Raw genomic sequence first — 17,850 nt, 5'->3', positions numbered from 1 at the left:
AGCACCTCCCTGAATGACCGCCCGATCCCACCCCGTTCGAGCCGAATCGTCGAATAGAGCGCCTGTGCCTTCGCCTTTTGGTCCTGCCGCATGCTCCCTGAGCGTTTTCGTGTGCAGTGACTGACATCGAGCACGAAGCCGCTTGTCCGTCCCACCGCAATGGGGATTTCGCTCGGAAAGTACTGCGAGCAGTCGAAGGAGACAAAGCCGTCGATACAGATGTCTTCCTTGCCTCGCCGAGCGCGCAGCATCCGGGCGTGGAGCGCAATACCCTGGCGAGCCAGTCGGTCGATACGGGTCGTAAGCAGCGAAAGCGAGCACCCGAGCGCGCGACTCATCCCCCGTAGGCTCTCCCCGCCTGCCAGCCTATAGAGCACATCCCGGTACGAGACAATGCGCTTGAGATAGTAGTGCGTAGAGAAGGTCTGGGTGGAAAAGCTTGTATGACAGCGCGAACAACGGAACCGGCGCACCTTCCCGAAGGCCTTGGTAGCATACCAGCCAATCGCATAGGCCCAGGGCGAGGCGGGGGCCTCGTGATGGTAGGAACAGTTCGGATTGGGACAAAAGGCAAACCAGTGCACGAATACCCTCCTTGACCGCAGGGGCGGTCATAGAGGTATTCGCACAAACTGACTATCTTTGCTTCAATTCTTTACACAAGGTTGAGAGCACTACTCAAGGATCGCCCCTCTCGCCCCCGATGTCACCGCGCGCCGATATCGATTCAAAAATTCACTCTCAACAGGCTGCACATACGGCTTCCATTCCGCTCTGCGCCGCGCAAGCTCGGCTTCGCCGACAAGGATATCGAGCTTTTTGCCAGGGATATCGACGCGAATAAGATCCCCTTCATGAACCAGCGCAATTGGCCCGCCTTCAGCTGCCTCGGGCGACACATGGCCAACCGCCGAACCCCTGGTCGCACCGGAAAATCGCCCATCTGTGATGAGCGCCACAGTCTTGTCTTTTCCCATTCCCGCAAGCGCTGCAGTAGGCGAGAGCATTTCGCGCATGCCCGGCCCGCCTTTTGGCCCTTCATAGCGAATCACGACGACATCGCCATCGTTGATTTTCTGCGCCATAATGGCTGCATAAGCTTCCTCTTCGCTGTTGAACACGCGGGCAGGCCCGGTATGTACCATCATTTCGGGTGCTACTGCGGCTTGTTTGACCACCGAGCCGAGCGGAGCAAGCGAACCATGGAGCACCGCCAGTCCGCCCTTTTCATGATACGGCTTGTCGAGAGGCCGGATGACATTATCATCTCGCACGCGCGCACGCTTCAAATTGGAGGACACTGTCTGGCCGGTCACTGTCAGCGCGCCTGTCTTGATAAGTCCCCTTTCCGAAAGCCTGGCCATGACTGCCTGCACACCGCCAGCGGCATACAGGTCTTGAATGTGGTGTGGACCGCCCGGCGACATACTGCAGAGGTGTGGCACTCGCTCTCCGATTTCGTTGAAAAGATCGATTGGAAGATCGATGCCCGCCGAATGCGCAATTGCCGGCAAGTGCAATGCGGTATTCGTCGACCCGCCCAGAGCCAGGTCTACGGCAATGGCATTCTCGAAAGCAGCGCGGGTAAGAATATCGCGCGGTTTGATATCCCGCTCGACAAGCGCCATGATTGCTCGCCCCGCATCCTTGGCAAGCCTGTCCCGCTCCGCGTATACCGCAGGAATTGTCCCATTGCCCGGCAGTGCGAGCCCCAAAGCTTCCATCATGCAGTTCATCGTATTTGCAGTAAACATGCCTGCGCAGGAACCGCAGCCGGGGCATGCCACGTTTTCGATCTCAGCAAGTTCCTCATCGCTGATCGTTCCTGCAGCATGTTTTCCTACCATTTCGAACATGGTGGAAAGATCGACATCGCGATTCTGATAACGCCCCGCTAGCATTGGCCCGCCCGATATGACAAGGGCTGGAATGTTGAGCTTGGCCGCAGCCATCGCCATGCCGGGAATGATCTTGTCGCAGTTCGTCACAAGAACAATGGCGTCGAAGGCATGCCCCCTCACCATCACCTCGATCGAATCCATTATGAGCTCGCGCGATGGCAGAGAGAATTTCATCCCGATGTGGTTCATCGCGATGCCATCGCAGACACCGATCGTAGGAAATTCGATCGGTAGCCCGCCTGCTGCGTACACACCTGCTTTGACAGCTTCGGTAATCCGTCGCAAGTGGACATGGCCCGGAATGATCTGGTTATATGGATTCGCGATCCCTATCCATGGCCGCTCGATTTCCCAATCGGCAAATCCATTGGCTTTCATGAGTGAACGATGCGGCGCACGGCTCGCACCTTTCTTTGCCCGATCACTTATCATGTTCTATCCTTTCCCCATCACAAGGCGTGGGAGCACCATCACAATATCCGGAACATACATAACAACAAAAAAAACCAGCGCGAGAATGAGAATCATCGGCAATATCGGCTTTGATATCTTGCCCATCGGCAGACCCGTTATTGCTGATGCGACATAGATATCGATTGCCACGGGCGGCGTCGCCATGCCTATTGCGAGTCCGATTGTGAGCACCACGCCGAAATGGACGAGGTTTCCGCCGACCCCCACAACCGCAGGGATAAATATCGGCGTCAGTATGATCAACGCAGAGGCCGTTTCCATGAACATCCCCGCGAGCAGCACGATGATGCCTATCATCAAATACACGAGGAATGGCACATTGCCCGTCAGCTTGAGCATTGCCGAGGCCACCGCCTGTGGTATCTGATAGAATGCGAGCCCCCAGCCAAACAGCTTCGCGGTCGCAATGATGAACATGATCAGCGCCGATGTCACTCCAGAGCCCACAACCAGCTTGTAAAATTTCTTGAAATCCAGGGCTTTATAGACGAATGCCGCAATCACGATTGAATATACAACCGCCACGGCCGCCGCTTCCGATGGCGTGAAAATCCCCGTAAAGATGCCGCCGAGAATAATCACAGGCGACATAAGCCCCCAGAATGACGACAAAAAGCGCTTGCCTACCACTTTCAGTGGGAGCCGCTCTCCCCTCGGATATCCGCGCACTTTTGCCTTGTATGCAGCCCACCCAATAAGCCCGAGCCCCATCAAAATACCCGGGATGAAGCCGCCCACAAACAGCTTGGCGACCGACTCGCCCGCAATAACGGCATACAGCACCATCGGCACGCTCGGCGGAATGACGACGCCGATGGTTCCCGCTGCCGCAATGAGCGCCGCGGATTCGGCAACATCATACTTCTTTGTTTTCATGTCAGGCAGAAGCGAAGCCCCTACCGCCGCTGTGGTCGCCGCTCCCGAGCCCGATATCGCTGCAATGAACATCGATGCGAGCACCGAAACGACAGAAAGTCCCCCGCGAATCCGCCCAAGTGCTGCTTCCGCAAACGCCACAATGCGCTCCGAAATACCGCCTTTTGCGAGAATGTCCCCGGCAAGCACAAAAAACGGCACTGCAACCAGCGCAAAGGAATTATTTCCTTCGAGGAGTGTCTGGGGAACCATCTGCAAAGGAATACCCATGCTGACAAACACAATGAGCGCCGACAGCCCAATAGCGAGCCCGATAGGCACCCCGATCAGCATGAGCACAAAAAACGCACCGAACAGCAGGTAGCCCATCATGCCTCCTTCTGCCAGACCGCAACCAGCGAGTCGACAATGTGCAACACAATGATGACGCCCGCTATCGGGTACATAAGATAGATCCATCGCATCGAAAGCCCCATGGCCGGCGTCACCTGCGATGCTTCCGATCCCATCATCACCCCGCCGTACCAGACCACGATGCCGAAAAACGCAAGGCCCAGCAGCGCAACAAGCGTCTGCACGAGCCGCCGCGCCAAAGGCCCCAGCCTGTCAAGAACAAATGTCACCGCGATATGACTGCCGCGCTTAAATGCCACAGCAGTGCCCAGAAGGCTCACCCATACCAGCAGAAAACTCGAAAGCTCTTCTGACCATGTCAGCGCAGTAAAGAAAAATCGAAACACTACCTGCAGGAATGTTACCCCCACCAGCACAAGAAGGGACGCAAAGAGCGCCCCTTCTGTCACTTTGTTTACTCCATCACTTAGCAGATGGAGTGGAGAGGCATTCCGGCCGGCCTTGTCGGACTCAGCCATTTCCGCCTCCTACTTTGTCTCCAAAATAGCGTTGATAAGGTCTTTGCCGAATTTATCCGAATAGGTGTCGTAAACTGGTTTGACGGCCTTGAGGAAGGCTGAGAGATCCGGCCTCGTAATGACCATGCCCTTGTCGGCAAGTTCCTTGAGCCAGCCAGCTTCATTCTGGTTATCGTAGTCGCGCTCGTACTGTGCAGCTTCGCGGGCGGCTTTGAGCACTGCTGTCTGCTGGGCAGGTGTGAGCTTCTTCCATGTCATCATGCTCATGATGATTGGCGCAGGCGCATAGGCGTGGCGCGTAATTGCAAGGTACTTCTGGCTCTCGTACAGCTTGAAGGAGACGATGACATTGAGCGGGTTTTCCTGGCCGTCGATCGTGTGCTGTTGGAGCGCGGTGAGCGCTTCGGTCCAGGCCATCGGAACGGCGTTCGCGCCAAGCGCCTTGAATGAATCGACATAGATCGGGTTCTGCATCAGGCGGATCTTGAGGCCCGCGACATCTTCGGGCTTGTTGATCGGGCGCTTGTTGTTGGTAAGGTTACGGAAACCGCGTTCCGCCCAGGCGAGCCCCTTCCATCCCTGCGGCTCGAGGTCAGCGAAAAGCTTGTCCCCTATCGGGCCATCGAGCACTTTGTAGGCATGCTCAGCATCCCTGAAAAGGAAGGGCATATCTACCACACCGAATTTCGGCACAAAATTGACAAAGGGACCGGAAGTGATGACACCTGCATCGACAATACCCATCTTCATGCGCTCAAGAAGGGTTCGCTCATCGCCCAGCACGGCATTGGGGAAAATGGTTACCTTGACTTCGCCGTTCGTATACTTTTCGGTCAGTTCTTTGAATTTTGTTGCTGCTAGATGGAAAGCATCCTGCTCGTTGACAACATGAGCGAGTTTGATATCGATCGCAAAGAGCGGGACACCAACCATCGCCATGAGCATTGCGACTGCCAGTACACGTTTCATACAAAACCCCCTTTACAAAGCTCGGCCTGGCAGAGATGCACGTGAATGCAGCCCTGCTTGCCGCATATGTGTGGTAATACCTTGGTACTACCAGAATTGCACGGATTTTAAAATAAGTATATACTATCGTCAAGAGCTTTTGCGCTAAAACTGATTAAATATGCAAAAATAAGGAATATTGTATGGAAAAAAAGCGAGGAGAACTTGTACAGCAACTGCGCAAAATGATTGCCGAGCCCGGTCGCTTCCCGGATAGCAAGCTCCCTTCGGAGCGCGAACTTGCGCAATCGCTGGGCGTGAGCCGCAACCTCCTCCGCGAAGCAGTTATCACGCTGGAGGCACTGGGATATCTCGAAGTACGCGAGCGGCAAGGTACATTCATCACCGCCCCGGCAGCTGACGATTTTGTGGCAAGCCTGCGGTTTGCCTCGCTCTGGCCCGAAGAAATGCTCTGCCAGCTCATGGAAATGCGCCTTGTGATCGAAGTGCCCATTGCTGGTTTGGCCGCACTTCGCCGCAGCGATGAAGAAGTCAAAGCCATGCGCCGATGCATAGCCGATCTTGAGCAAGCGAGCCTGAGACCCGACGGCGGCGCCTCAGAAGGCGCTCAATGGGATTCGCGCCTGCATATGCTCATCGTGAACGCTGCGCGCAATCCTTTGCTCTCACGCCTGTACGAAGGCCTCGCCGCGACTATGGAACGCTACATCTCCATGAGCCGCGTCATCCTGCTCGCCATCGACGGCTGGCCCGCCAAAATCGTCGCCGAGCACGAAGCCCTTGTCGAAGCCATCGCACGCCAGGACCCCCAGGGAGCAGAGGAAGCACAGCGACACCACCTCGGCTCCGCGCTGAAAGCGCTCAAAGCGCTCACCAAAAAAAATTGAGGCTTTCTGCGCGAGCGTGCGCAGTCGGCCCGCTCAGCACTCAGAAAAAATCTTTACCCAAGGTTGAGAACACTACTGAGCCACTCAAGAACCTCGTCCGCGTGTCCCGCTGGCGTCACCTTCGGAAACACCTTTCGCACTACCCCCTCCCCGTCGATGACAAAGGTGCATCGGATTGTGCCAAAAAACACCCTGCCATACAGTTTCTTTTCGCCAGCGGCGCCATAGGCGTTGATTGTGGTTTTGCCCGGGTCTGACAGCAGGATAAAGGGCAGGTTTTTCTTGGCTGCAAATGACTGGTGCGACTTTTCCGAATCGGCGCTCACACCAACCACTTCGATGCCACGCTTTTTGAATTCGTCATAGCGATCGCGGAAATTGCAAGCTTCGGTTGTACAGCCAGGCGTATTGTCTTTCGGATAAAAGTAGAGCACAAATGGCTTGCCGCGAAAATCCGCCAATGTCCATGTTTTTCCGGATGCATCTTTGAGCGCGAAATTCGGCGCCCGCTCACCTTCTTTAATCATACTCGCTCCTTCTTGCAGACTTTATTTATTCTGGAATATACACAAATATGCCTGCGCCGCCAAAAATCGCCCCCCTGCACCAGCCCGCGTCCTTGCTGATTTTCTTTTCTCCCTATAGAATACGCGTATTATGTTATTTGAACAGCGGACAAACACATGCGGCGAACTCCGCGCCGCCGACATTGGCAAATCAGTGGTTCTCAATGGCTGGGTGCATCGCAAACGCGATCATGGCGGAATCACCTTCATCAATATTCGCGACCGCTATGGCGTCACGCAGGTCGTCGTCGACGCCGATTCTCCGCGCGAGCTTTTGGATATCGCTGCTGACCTCAAGATGGAATATTGTCTTTCCATCCGCGGCACTGTACGCCCGCGCCCCGACACGATGGTCAACCCCTCGATGCCCACGGGCGAAATCGAAGTCAAGGCGGAGCGCATCCAAATTCTCTCGCGCTGCGCTCCTCTGCCCTTCATGATCGACGAGAGCACCGACGCCAAAGAGGATATGCGCCTCACATACCGCTACCTCGACCTCCGTTCCTTTTCCATGCAAAAAAAAATCCGCCTGCGCCACGAGGCAGCCTTTGCCGTGCGCGAATACCTTGTCGGCAATGGTTTTTACGAAATCGAGACGCCGACGTTTATCCGCTCGACTCCCGAAGGCGCGCGCGACTACCTTGTGCCCTCAAGGCTCTACCCCGGAAAATTCTACGCGCTTCCCCAGTCGCCACAGCTTTACAAGCAAATCCTTATGGTATCTGGATTTGACAAATACTTCCAGCTTGCGCGCTGTTATCGCGACGAGGACTCGCGCGGCGACCGGCAGCCTGAATTCACCCAGATCGATATCGAAATGAGCTTTGTGACCCGCGAGGATGTGCTCACGCTCGTCGAAGGGCTCATGGGGCATGTCTTCAAGAAAACGCTGGGCGTCCAGCTGCCTGCGCAGTTCGTGCGCATTCCCTATGACGAAGCCCTGGACCGCTTTGGCACGGACAAGCCTGATTTGCGCTTCGGAATGGAACTGCAGGATTTTGCCCCCTTTGTGGATGAACATTGCAGCTTCCAGGCCTTCCATGAGGTTGTCACCAAGGGCGGTACAGTTAAAGCCCTCGTGGTTCCTGGCAAAGCCGATTACTCTCGCAAGCAGATCGAAGAGCTCGAAGCGAAGGCCAAAGTCTACAAAGCCCATGGCCTTGCATGGATGAAAGTTTCGCCAGCTGGCGTGCTCGAAGGCGGCGCCTCCAAGTTCTTCTCGGATCACGCGCGCATTATCCAGGACCTTGGTGCGAAGCCCGGCGACCTCATTCTCCTCGTCGCGGACGAAAAAAAGAAAATTGCCTGCACCGCCCTCGGCGCTGTGCGCACCCAGCTCGGAAAAGACATCGGCCTCTGCGACCGCGCCGTGTTCGCCTTCGCCTGGATCGTCGACTTCCCCCTCTTCGAGTACAACGAAGAAGAGCAGCGCTGGGAAGCCGCCCACCATATGTTCACCATGCCCCAGGCCCAGTACCACGACAGCCTCGAAGCCGACCCCGGCGCGGTCAAGGGCGACCTCTACGACCTGGTGCTCAACGGCTATGAAATCGCCTCGGGCTCCATCCGCATCCACGACCCCGAGCTGCAGAAGCGCATCTTCCGCATTGTCGGCATGACCGACGAAGAAGCCCAGCGCAAGTTCGGCTTCCTTCTCGAAGCATTCAAATACGGCCCGCCCCCGCACGGCGGCATCGCGCCCGGCTTTGACCGCCTCGTCATGCTCATGGCCGGCGAAACATCAATAAAAGAAGTCATCGCCTTCCCGAAGAACTCCTTTGCGGTGAGCCCCATGGACCAGTGCCCGAACGAGGTGGACGAGCGCCAGCTCAAGGAATTGCATATCAAGATTGAAAAGGAAGAGTAGCGCGTGTAGTGCTCTCAACCTTGTGTAAAATAGTTTGTTGCGCCTGCAAACAATACAGAATCTGCAAACCCCGAAACTGGCCAGCGCTGGTTTCGGGGTTTTTATGCGCTATTGGGGCGCGTATGCTGCCAGCGCTTAGCCGACAGAAAGCAAGCCCTAGTCGTGTACCTCCTGTCTTCAAGACGCCCGACTCTGCACTTCTGCTATATATAATATGTATAATATTATATAAATAATAATATAAATATAAAAATTGAATGAAATATTGCAAAATATTAAAACGATGCTATAATACATACTGAAAATGGAATCTTGTCCTGGAGGAGGGAAAAATTATGGCAGAAGTCGAGAAAATTCTTGAGAAAGATGTTTCGCGCCGAAGTTTCTTGAAGACAACGGGTATTGGTCTAGGTGTCGCTGCAGGCGCTCTGGTATTCGGCACCGGTATTGCGGGAGCCCAGACACAGACAGGGACAGTTGCGGAAGCACCGCTTCCCTATGTCGAGCTCGATCCGGAAGAAGCGCGGCTGAGAGGCCATGCCGGATATTATATGGCTGGCTGTATGTATGGAGCATTTTACGCAATTCTGTCGATGCTTCGTGAAAAAGTCGGCGGACCTTATAACCAGATCCCTTACAGAATGGCTGGATATGGCCGTGGCGGCGCAGCAAACTGGGGAACCCTCTGTGGCGCGCTCAATGGCGCTGCTGCAGCAATCAATCTTGTCGCGCCCGATGCTGACACGAACAAACTTGTTTCCGAACTTCTGGGCTGGTATACGATTACCCCCTTCCCTTCGGATAAGTCGAATGCAATCGCTTCGGCGAAAGGCTTTAAATATGATGCCAAGCCCTATCCTACGCTAGTGCATGTAACCAGCGTCTCCAATTCGCCGCTCTGCCATGCATCGGTCGCCAACTGGATCAAGAAATCCGGCTACGAGCTTGGCACTGCAGAGCGCAAAGAGCGCTGCGCACGACTGACCGGCGATACAGCCGCTCATGCAGTCGAGCTTCTCAATGCATGGAAGGCTGGAACCTTTGTACCGACATTCAAGGTAGATGATCAGACAGCTGCCTGCATCCAGTGCCATGAAGGCGATATGGAAGGCAAGATGGCCTGCACCACCTGCCACGAGCCTCATTAATTACACAAGGTTCAGAACACCAATCAGAGAGCGGGGTAGCTGCCCCGCTCCTTTTGTAGGTATGATGCACATAACCTTGATTGAATGAGGCACAATGAAAGCATTCTTCGATAAACTCTACAACGCGCTGCGCTCAGTAAAGCTGGCGGTCGTTCTGCTGGTGCTGCTTGCGCTGTTTGCGATAGCGGGCGGCATCATTCCGCAGGGCAAGGCCGCTTCTTACTATATTGAGCACTTTTCGGGGGCGGGTTCGCGCATAATCCTTGCGCTTGCGCTCGACCATGTCTTTTCGAGCTTTTTGTTCCTGCTGGTTTCGGCGATATTCGCGATCAATCTGACTGTCTGCACATTTCATCGCCTCACCAACGAATTGTTCAAGCCGCGGGAGAAACGGCGCCACGGACCTGATCTTCTCCATATTGGCCTCATTATCTTGCTTTTTGGCGGCATTCTGACCTCGCGTTCGCGCACCGAAACATTCATAAACTTGCGCAAGGGCGATTCGGCGCGCCTCCCTGGTGGTGCGAAGATTGTGCTCGTCGATCTCAAGTATGAGCAATATCCCGATGGCAGGCCCAAATCCTGGGAATCGACTGTCGCAATCGATAAAAACCCGCCGCCCGAAGCTTCTGCGCCCGTGCTCACTCACGAAGAAGAGGGCGGCGACACCCTGGGGACAACAGGATTTGCTGATCCCACGCTGAATAATTCGCTCTCGAGCGCGAAGGCATCAAGCAGCGAGCCTGCTACTTCTTCTGCTGCGCCCGCCGCACCTGCAATCTCGGCTGAGACTGGAGCCGGCCCTGGGCTTCCATCATCCCCAGCCCCCTCGACGCCCATCGCCGAGCTCCCCCAGTATCGCATTCGCGTTAACACGCCCTTGCGCCTTAAAGGTTACTCGATCTATCAGCAGAACTGGCATACCGAAAAGCAGGTCGTGCTCAGAGATGCGATGGGCATGCAATTCTTCCTTGAGCCAGGCATGCGCGAGACCACAAAAGATGGCTTTGTGCTCTTTATGGCGCTCGACACGTCGCAGGGCGCCGGCGGCGCTGCAGCCGTTGCTGTTGCAGCTGCGCCCGCCGTAGCCGCGGCCCCAAGCGCCATCTTCCTCCTCGAGCAAAACGGCAAGCGCACCGTCGTCAAGGCCGCTCCCGGCGAAAAAATCGGCTCTTTTACCTTCTCAGGCTATATCGACCAGCCGGTTTCCGGCCTCGCGGTTGTAAGCGACAAAGGATACCCCTTTGTGGCGGCGGGCTTCATCCTCGTCATTCTCGGCGTATTCATTACCTATATCCGTAAATTGAAAGGAATACTTGCATGATTGCGACTATTGCGTTCGGGCTCCTTCTTTTGAGCCTTGTCATTCAGATTGTGTTTTTATTCAAAAAAGAAGGCGGACAGGATGGCATTTCGCCGTGGCTGTCGCTGGCAGCAGGCATTCTTCTGCTTGTCGAGATTGTGCGGCGCAGTATTGCGATTCGCTTTGTGGCGCTAACCGGGATGTTTGAGTCGCTCATATTCCTCGCATGCTTCCTGGCGCTCCTTATTTTCGCGCTGCGATATTTCAAATCAGCAAAAGGGAATAGGGTTATCCCGTTCGGCGCTACCATCATTGCAGTGATATTCCTTGCGCTCGCGAGTTCCCCCCTCGCTCCATCAGATATAAAGCCGCCTATACCCGCGCTTCAGTCGGGCTGGCTCGTGCTGCATGTATCCTTTACGTTTATCGGCGAAGTATTCTTCGCGGTAGGGTTTGTGAGCGCGATTCTGCAGCTCGTCAGCAAGGACGAAGAGAAGCGCCGCAGCTACGACCGAATTACCTACACGAGCATTGCCGTAGGCTACCCAATTTTTACCGCAGGCGCGCTGATTTTCGGGGCGATCTGGGCGGAAAAGGCTTGGGGCGTCTGGTGGAGCTGGGATCCGAAAGAGACATGGGCGCTCATCACATGGCTTACGTACACCGCCTACCTACATTTCAGGCTTGTGCGAAAAAGCACGAGCAAGCTGGTGCCTGCGCTTGTCATCATCGGGTTTGTGATTGCGATGTTCACTTTTTTCGGGGTGAATTTCCTCTTGAAGGGTTTGCACAGTTACGCGTAAGGCGGCGCGCCGGGGGCCTTCAAGCCCCGCCCCTCCGCCCTTTACCCAAGGTTGAGAACACTATACTTGCTCTTCCTCGATAATCGTCCAGTGCCCGTCAGCATATTTGAGACGCGCGGCATCCATGTCGAGCAGCCTGCCATCTTCGCCGGCGATCCGTATTCTGTTCGATAGCACATTGACTTCGATCACCTTGAACAAGGTGCCGTCGTATGTAAAGCGGTTGCCCTCGTTCGGAAGCTCTCTGCGCGCATCTCGATAGAATTGGTGTTCGTAGCTGAGACAGCACAAGAGCCTGCCGCATGGACCTGAAATCTTGAGGGAATTGAGCGAAAGGTTCTGGTCCTTGGCCATTTTGATCGAGACAGGATTGAGCTTGTCAGAAAGCCCATGACAGCAGAGAATGCGCCCACAGACGCCACAGCCGCCGGTTACGCGCGCTTCATCTCGAACGCCGATCTGTCGCAGCTCGATACGCGCATGGAACAGGCTTACGAGGTCTCTCACGAGGTCGCGAAAGTCGACGCGGCTCTCAGCAGTAAAGAAAAACAGAATCTTGCCGTCCTCGAGCAGACAGTGGGCGGAGACAAGCTTCATAGGCAGGTTGTGCGCTTCGATACGCTCGCGGCATTTTGCCAAGGCCTCTTTTTCGCGCTCGAGATTTTCGAGGTAGCGGCGGTAGTCGTCGACGGTCGCCGGGCGCTCAATGAGAACAAGTTCATCCGCATTTACCACGCTGAGGTCGCGCACCACTCCCAGCACTTCAACAAGGTCGCGGCCATATTTGGTCGGCGCGATGACGAGAGAGCGGTTTGGAATAATGAATGCTGCTGCAACCACAGCCTGGGCGGCGGAAGGTTCGGCAGTATTGACCGCAAGGCTCACCCTGCATTGTTCCAGCGATGGCGCCTGAGGCTTCTCTTGCGGCCTGGGGCCTTCGAGCGCCGCTTCGAGATCGCACTGCTTCATGAAATGCGTTTCTGAGCCGGTCGGCACATAGTAGGCATGAAATGTTTCGCTTGAATGCAATGTTTTCAGCCGGTAAATCGGCTGCGGAAGCTCTTCGGCATTTGCAGGCGGCGCCTTGCTTTGCTTCGGGGTTTCGTATTCTTCCTCATGGAGGATATCGAACATTTCCTCCGGAAGGTTATGATCAGTATATTCATCGGACATTGTACTCTCCTGAACTATTGCGCATCGCTATTTCGCATAAATTTGCCCTGAACAAGAGCACCGGGCTCCACGACAAGCATTTTGCCAGTGCAATCAGCGCGTACCCGGGCTGTTTCGACATAGCGAACTTCATTCTGAACGATCGCTGTTCCACTGAAAAATCCCGCGACCAAAAGATCCCGTGCACGGATATGTGCATGCATTACCGCATCTTTCGAGATTATCACAGAAGCGCCGCTTATTATATCACCCGAAAATTCGCCATCGATGCGCACCATGCCTGGCGCTTCGATCCGCCCTTCGGCTTTTACTCCCTGCCCTATCACACAATCGGAAAAACCCTGCTTACTCATGATATTCCTTGCGAATATTCAAAAAGCGCAATGGGTCAATAAGGCTCGTCCCGAGGTACACTTCATAATGAAGGTGCGGGCCGGTTGTTTTGCCTGTATTGCCCAGGTACCCGATGACATCGCCTTGAGAAACCCGCTGGCCTTTTTTGACCGCAAAACCACGCAAATGCCCATAGCGAGTGGTAAAACCGTGGCTGTGCTGAATCGTGATTGAATTGCCGAGGCTCGCATTGTAGTGAATGTCGATGACCTTGCCATCGGCAGTTGCCAGAACCGGATCGCCAACGCGGTTCGTCGAAATATCGATACCGGTGTGCAAGTACCATTGCCCTGTCGAAAAAGGGTTCTCGTTCTGGCCGAAATACATGGTGATGTGGCCGAGGTTCCCTTTGATCGGCCAGATGTTCGGCACTTCAGTCATGATATCCTTTTGGCTAGCAAGCACATTGGCTATTTGATCGAGCGCCGCAACGCTGTTGTCAAGCGTCCCTGCGATGCCCTCGAGCCTGAGCACATCGCGGCTCACCGGATCATCGGAAAACCGGCCGGGAATAAGATCCGAAAGCCCTGCGGTTTTAAGGATATTGTCCGCACTCTGCGCAGGATCAGGCTTACCTTTGCTCTGCACTATGGTAACGATCTGCCCCAATTTTTCCTGAAATTGCGCTGTTTTGGAGAGCAAGTTCTCGGTGGTCTCGCGCATCTTGTCGATACTTTCGTTAGCCTTTGCCAGCTGGGTATGCAGCGCCGATGCTTTCAATGCAGCTGCACCATAGGCTGAAATCGAAGCAATCGCGCTGCCTGCAAAAACAAGAGCGGCTACTCCAATTGCTATAAGAGAAAAACGGCTCAGCTCGAGCTTGCGCGCAGGTTTTTCACTCTGAGGAATGACCGCAAAGACAAATCGCGTCCGTCCCCACGAGAAAAAGCGACGCACCGCCACGCGCACGACATCGAGACCGCTCGAAATGCCCTGCACCATGCGCGAATACCAGCGCTTTTCCTTCTCTTTCCAACTGCGCAAGCCCTCAGGCACTGTATCCTCTCCCTACAAAGCAAGCAATTTCAACCCCGCGCTCAAAAGGCGCCTCGGCATGCACGCGCCTGTCGCGCGGCATCTTTCTTGCTGCAAATCCAGCCAGTAAATGTAGCATCGTATGGCTTTGACTGTCAAACCAAGCGGGCTCCGGCAGGCACCTGCCTCCCACAGACGCCTTTCCGCCACCCGCGAATTCACTTTCAACCCAAATTTCGATATATTGGAAACGAACGACCGATCAATCGGTTTCCAGCACATCTTCAGTTTTTCAGGAGAATTGTTCATGGCCAATTACGCATTCAAAACCGAAGTCAACCAACTTCTCAACCTTATCACGCATTCTCTCTATTCGCACAAGGAAGTGTTCCTGCGCGAGCTCATTTCGAACGCTTCGGACGCGATCGACAAACTCAAGTACCTCACGGTTTCCGACGACGCGTTCAAGACCCTCAGCTTCGAGCCGCGCATCACTGTAACTCTCGATGAGGACGCGAAGACCATCACCGTGTCCGACAACGGTATCGGCATGGATGAAGAGGAGCTTGCCGACAACCTCGGCACCATCGCGCGCTCTGGCACCCGCGCCTTCCTCGAACGCCTTGGCGAGAACGAGCGCAAGGCGTCGAACCTTATCGGCCAGTTCGGCGTGGGCTTCTATTCAGCCTTTATGGTCGCGGACCACATCGAAGTGGTGAGCCTCAAGGCCGGAACGGACAAGGCCTTTGTCTGGAAAAGCGACGGCAAGAGCGGCTTCGAAATCGAACCCGCAGTGCGCGCAGGCTTCGGCACCGACGTCATCCTCCATATCAACGACGAAGGGACGGAATACCTCTCGCGCTGGTCGCTCGAAGAGCTTTTAAAGCGCTATTCGAACCACATCGCCTGGCCTATCCACCTCGTCAGCAAGGAAAAAACCTACGCCAAGGACCCCGCCAAGGCCGAGTCCAAAACCGTCGACGAGCAGGTCAACAGCGCAAGCGCCCTATGGCGCCGCCCAAAGCCAGAGCTCACGGACAAGGACTACATCGACTTCTATAAATCCCTCACCGGCGACGAAAAGGATCCCCTGCTCTGGATCCACACAAAGGCCGAAGGCACTATCGAATACAGCTCGCTCTTGTACATTCCCTCGCACGTGCCGGCAGACCTTTACATTCCCACGCGCGAACAGGGCATAAAACTCTATGTCAAGCGCGTGTTCATCACCGACAAGGAACTGCAGATTCTGCCGCCCTACTTCCGCTTTGTGCGCGGAGTCATCGATTCCGACGACCTGCCGCTCAACGTGAGCCGCGAAATGCTTCAGCACAACCGCGTGATGATGACCATCCAGCAGGCCACTCTCAAAAAACTCTTTTCGGAGCTCGAACAGCTCGCCGCGACAAATCCAGAAAAATTCAAGACCTTCATTTCGCTCTTTGGTGTCCAGCTCAAGGAAGGAATCCTCTCCGACTGGACGAACAGAGAACCCTTGCTCAAACTCGTGCGCTTCAAAAGCACGCTCGCCGAGGACTGGACAAGCCTCGCCGACTACAAGAGCCGCGCAGGCGAAGGGCGCAAGACCATCTACTATCTCACCGGCGAGAACGAAGCCCGCTTGCGCGCTTCCCCCTTGCTCGAAGTGTTCAAGGAAAAGGGCATCGAAGTGCTCCTCGGCACGGACGAAATCGACGAGCTTGCTTTTGGCGGCATCGGTGAATACGAAGGCATGCAGTTCAAGAGCGTCCAGCAGGTAGATGCCGAAGAAGAGCTCGGCAAAGACCAGAGCGAGCACAAGGACCGCGGCGAGAAAGCCGTGAAAATCCTCAAGCGCGTGCTCGGCGATCGCGTCAAGGACGTGCGCCTTTCAAAGCGGCTCGGAAAGAGCCCGTCATGCGTCGTTGTGGACAAAGACGAATTCACGCCGCAGTACCGCAAGCTCATGGAACGGCTCACGAACGAGCCCGCTCCCGAGGTAAAACCCATCCTCGAAATCAATGCCGAGCATCCGCTCATCGAGCGGCTTGTGGCGCTCGACACACGCAAGGAGCTGAGCGGTGGCGACCTCGCCACAGTGCAGGAAATCGAAGACCTTTCGCACGTGCTCTTCTACGAAGCCATGCTCGCTGAAGGCGAACACTTCGAAGTCCCGCAGGATTTTGCGGAGCGGCTCAACCGCCTGCTGGCGAAGTCGAGCTGAGGGCCGAATTCTCGCTGGGGCAAAGGGCGCTGCTCAAGTATACTTGTCACGAATAATGAATCAGAATTCGGGCGGATACCCGGACTGAAGATTGAAAACTGGATAGAATAAGATCGAGGAATATAGATGGCCGGCTATGAACGCCCCGATTACTGGACTCTCAAGGCGAAAAAGGAAGGCTATCCGGCTCGTTCTGTCTACAAGCTCGAAGAAATTGTGAGGAAGTTCGGGCTATTGAAGGGCTTTGGAGGGAGGACGGGCGCTGGAAAAGAAGATAGCGTGCGCAGCTCCCCTTCGTCAGGCGCAAGCGGCGCGGGCGCACCCGGCCCCGCCATCCTCGACGTCGGCGCGGCCCCGGGTTCCTGGAGCCTGTGGCTTCTAAGGCAGATGAAGGGCGCGGGTAGGCTTGTCGCAGTCGATATCCAGGACCTGGGAATAGCGCCTGCGGACTCGAATTTTTCGTTTATCAAGGGAAGTATCCTGGTCGATTCAGTGCGCGCACGCCTTCGCGAAGCGGGGCCATTCAACCTCGTGGTCTCCGACGCCGCCCCAGCCACGACTGGTAACCGCCTCGTCGACCAAGCGCGCTCGGAAGAGCTTGTGGAGGCAGTGATGGGGCTCGCACTGGAGGTGCTGGCGCCGGGCGGCGCCCTTGTCATGAAAATTTTTCAGGGCGGTGAAGAAAAACGCCTTATCGCCGAGCTCAAAAAGCACTTCGCGCAGGCGCGCGCCTTCAAGCCCGAGGCCTGCCGTGCCGAATCCTTCGAAACCTACCTCGTAGCGTCGGGGTTTGCCCGACGGGATGAACAAGATAAAAGACTTTGACAGGATGTTCAGGATTTTTAGTGATCAACAGGATGTAGCTTTTAGGGAAAGCCCTAACCCTTTTTCCTGTCTTCTCCCCTAAAAGGGTCCTCATCCTGTTCATCCTGCAAAATCCTGTCATCCTGTCGAGAAGCCTGTCGATCCTAATCCAGCTGCTCAATTTTCTGAATGCGTTCTACCAACGCCGCGCGATCGGGCATGGTTTTTAAAAACGCCACAAAGCTCTCATCTGAAGCCACATGTGCAATTTCCGCCAAGAGCTGCAAATGGCTCGCCTCATCTTTAGCAAGTACTAAAAAGAGCGTATGCACCGGTATGCCATCTAGTGCCTTCCAGTCCACCGGCGCAAACAAGTATGCCACCACAACAATATCGTGCTGCAGACTCTCGCTTCCGAATCGCCGCACATGCGGAATGGCAATACCATTCCCGATCGCTGTGCTCGCCAGATCCTCACGCGCCAAGAGTGCATCGAGCAGCGCTTCTCTGTCCAGTCCCTCCGGCAAGTCAACAGTTTTTACAAGAGCGCCCAGCGCCTCCTGCATGCTTTCGGCATCGGTGAGGTACCAGACGTCGTGCTGCAAAATCAGCTCTTGAAGCGGCATGGATTCTCAG

17 protein-coding genes are annotated in these 17,850 nt (G+C 55.2%); 7 read left to right on the top strand and 10 right to left on the bottom strand.

Going from position 1 to position 17,850, the window contains the following annotated elements; all coding sequences use genetic code 11:
• The 5 genes from GAP13_RS05265 to GAP13_RS05245 form a co-directional block, all read right to left on the bottom strand.
• Positions 1-584: hypothetical protein (locus GAP13_RS05265; protein ID WP_503473373.1), on the bottom strand; the 584-nt coding region annotated here is incomplete at its 3' end.
• 90 nt (positions 585-674) lie between these two features.
• Positions 675-2,333: a dihydroxy-acid dehydratase gene (gene ilvD / locus GAP13_RS05260; RefSeq protein WP_158906918.1), complete on the bottom strand. Its 1,659-nt coding sequence runs from the start codon at positions 2,331-2,333 to the stop codon at positions 675-677.
• A gap of 3 nt (positions 2,334-2,336) precedes the next feature.
• Positions 2,337-3,620, bottom strand: a complete 1,284-nt coding sequence (locus GAP13_RS05255; protein WP_158906916.1) for a TRAP transporter large permease — start codon at positions 3,618-3,620, stop codon at positions 2,337-2,339.
• Positions 3,620-4,123 (bottom strand): TRAP transporter small permease, encoded by a 504-nt coding sequence (locus GAP13_RS05250; protein ID WP_158906914.1) that lies wholly within the window; start codon positions 4,121-4,123, stop codon positions 3,620-3,622. The genes GAP13_RS05255 and GAP13_RS05250 overlap by 1 nt, the downstream gene beginning before the upstream one ends.
• A 9-nt stretch (positions 4,124-4,132) precedes the next feature.
• Complete coding sequence (locus GAP13_RS05245; RefSeq protein ID WP_158906912.1) at positions 4,133-5,092, bottom strand: TRAP transporter substrate-binding protein; 960 nt, start codon at positions 5,090-5,092, stop codon at positions 4,133-4,135.
• Positions 5,093-5,274: 182 nt separating this feature from the next.
• Here GAP13_RS05245 and GAP13_RS05240 point away from each other — a divergent pair, with 182 nt between their 5' ends.
• Complete coding sequence (locus GAP13_RS05240; RefSeq protein ID WP_158906910.1) at positions 5,275-5,979, top strand: FadR/GntR family transcriptional regulator; 705 nt, start codon at positions 5,275-5,277, stop codon at positions 5,977-5,979.
• A 53-nt stretch (positions 5,980-6,032) separates the two neighbouring features.
• Here GAP13_RS05240 and bcp read toward each other — a convergent pair whose 3' ends face one another.
• Positions 6,033-6,506 (bottom strand): thioredoxin-dependent thiol peroxidase, encoded by a 474-nt coding sequence (gene bcp, locus GAP13_RS05235; protein ID WP_158906908.1) that lies wholly within the window; start codon positions 6,504-6,506, stop codon positions 6,033-6,035.
• A gap of 130 nt (positions 6,507-6,636) precedes the next feature.
• Between bcp and aspS the strand changes: the two genes are divergently transcribed.
• From aspS to ccsA, 4 genes are all read left to right on the top strand, one after another.
• Positions 6,637-8,412, top strand: a complete 1,776-nt coding sequence (gene aspS / locus GAP13_RS05230) for an aspartate--tRNA ligase (RefSeq protein ID WP_158906906.1) — start codon at positions 6,637-6,639, stop codon at positions 8,410-8,412.
• A gap of 335 nt (positions 8,413-8,747) precedes the next feature.
• On the top strand, positions 8,748-9,560 hold the full coding sequence (locus GAP13_RS05225; RefSeq protein ID WP_158906922.1) for a C-GCAxxG-C-C family protein: 813 nt from the start codon (positions 8,748-8,750) through the stop codon (positions 9,558-9,560).
• A 94-nt stretch (positions 9,561-9,654) separates the two neighbouring features.
• The gene (locus tag GAP13_RS05220) at positions 9,655-10,884 is read left to right on the top strand and encodes a cytochrome c biogenesis ResB family protein (protein WP_158906904.1); all 1,230 of its coding nucleotides are present in this window, start codon (positions 9,655-9,657) and stop codon (positions 10,882-10,884) included.
• Positions 10,881-11,666, top strand: a complete 786-nt coding sequence (gene ccsA, locus GAP13_RS05215; protein WP_158906903.1) for a cytochrome c biogenesis protein CcsA — start codon at positions 10,881-10,883, stop codon at positions 11,664-11,666. The genes GAP13_RS05220 and ccsA overlap by 4 nt, the downstream gene beginning before the upstream one ends.
• 60 nt (positions 11,667-11,726) lie before the next feature.
• Here the strand turns inward: ccsA and GAP13_RS05210 are convergent, their stop codons facing one another.
• The 3 genes from GAP13_RS05210 to GAP13_RS05200 are packed head-to-tail and all read right to left on the bottom strand — an operon-like array spanning position 11,727 to position 14,228.
• Entirely contained in the window at positions 11,727-12,839 is a 1,113-nt protein-coding gene (locus GAP13_RS05210; protein WP_158906901.1) for a PSP1 domain-containing protein, read from the bottom strand.
• Positions 12,840-12,853: 14 nt separating this feature from the next.
• Positions 12,854-13,192: a bactofilin family protein gene (locus tag GAP13_RS05205; RefSeq protein WP_158906899.1), complete on the bottom strand. Its 339-nt coding sequence runs from the start codon at positions 13,190-13,192 to the stop codon at positions 12,854-12,856.
• A complete protein-coding gene (locus GAP13_RS05200) occupies positions 13,185-14,228 on the bottom strand; it encodes a M23 family metallopeptidase (protein ID WP_158906897.1) in 1,044 nt (347 codons plus the stop codon). Before GAP13_RS05200 ends, GAP13_RS05205 begins: the two co-directional genes overlap by 8 nt.
• Before the next feature lie 286 nt (positions 14,229-14,514).
• Here GAP13_RS05200 and htpG point away from each other — a divergent pair, with 286 nt between their 5' ends.
• Both htpG and GAP13_RS05190 read left to right on the top strand, forming a co-directional pair.
• A complete protein-coding gene (gene htpG, locus GAP13_RS05195; RefSeq protein WP_158906896.1) occupies positions 14,515-16,410 on the top strand; it encodes a molecular chaperone HtpG in 1,896 nt (631 codons plus the stop codon).
• Positions 16,411-16,536: 126 nt separating this feature from the next.
• On the top strand, positions 16,537-17,235 hold the full coding sequence (locus GAP13_RS05190) for an SAM-dependent methyltransferase (RefSeq protein ID WP_158906894.1): 699 nt from the start codon (positions 16,537-16,539) through the stop codon (positions 17,233-17,235).
• Between the two features lie 143 nt (positions 17,236-17,378).
• Here the strand turns inward: GAP13_RS05190 and GAP13_RS05185 are convergent, their stop codons facing one another.
• Complete coding sequence (locus tag GAP13_RS05185; protein WP_158906892.1) at positions 17,379-17,840, bottom strand: PTS sugar transporter subunit IIA; 462 nt, start codon at positions 17,838-17,840, stop codon at positions 17,379-17,381.
• Positions 17,841-17,850: the final 10 nt, after the last annotated feature.

This window comes from Rectinema subterraneum, assembly GCA_009768935.1.
Lineage (GTDB): Bacteria > Spirochaetota > Spirochaetia > Treponematales > Rectinemataceae > Rectinema > Rectinema subterraneum.
The sequence above is the reverse complement of the archived record's forward strand: the minus strand, read 5'-3'. Positions and strand labels throughout refer to the sequence as shown.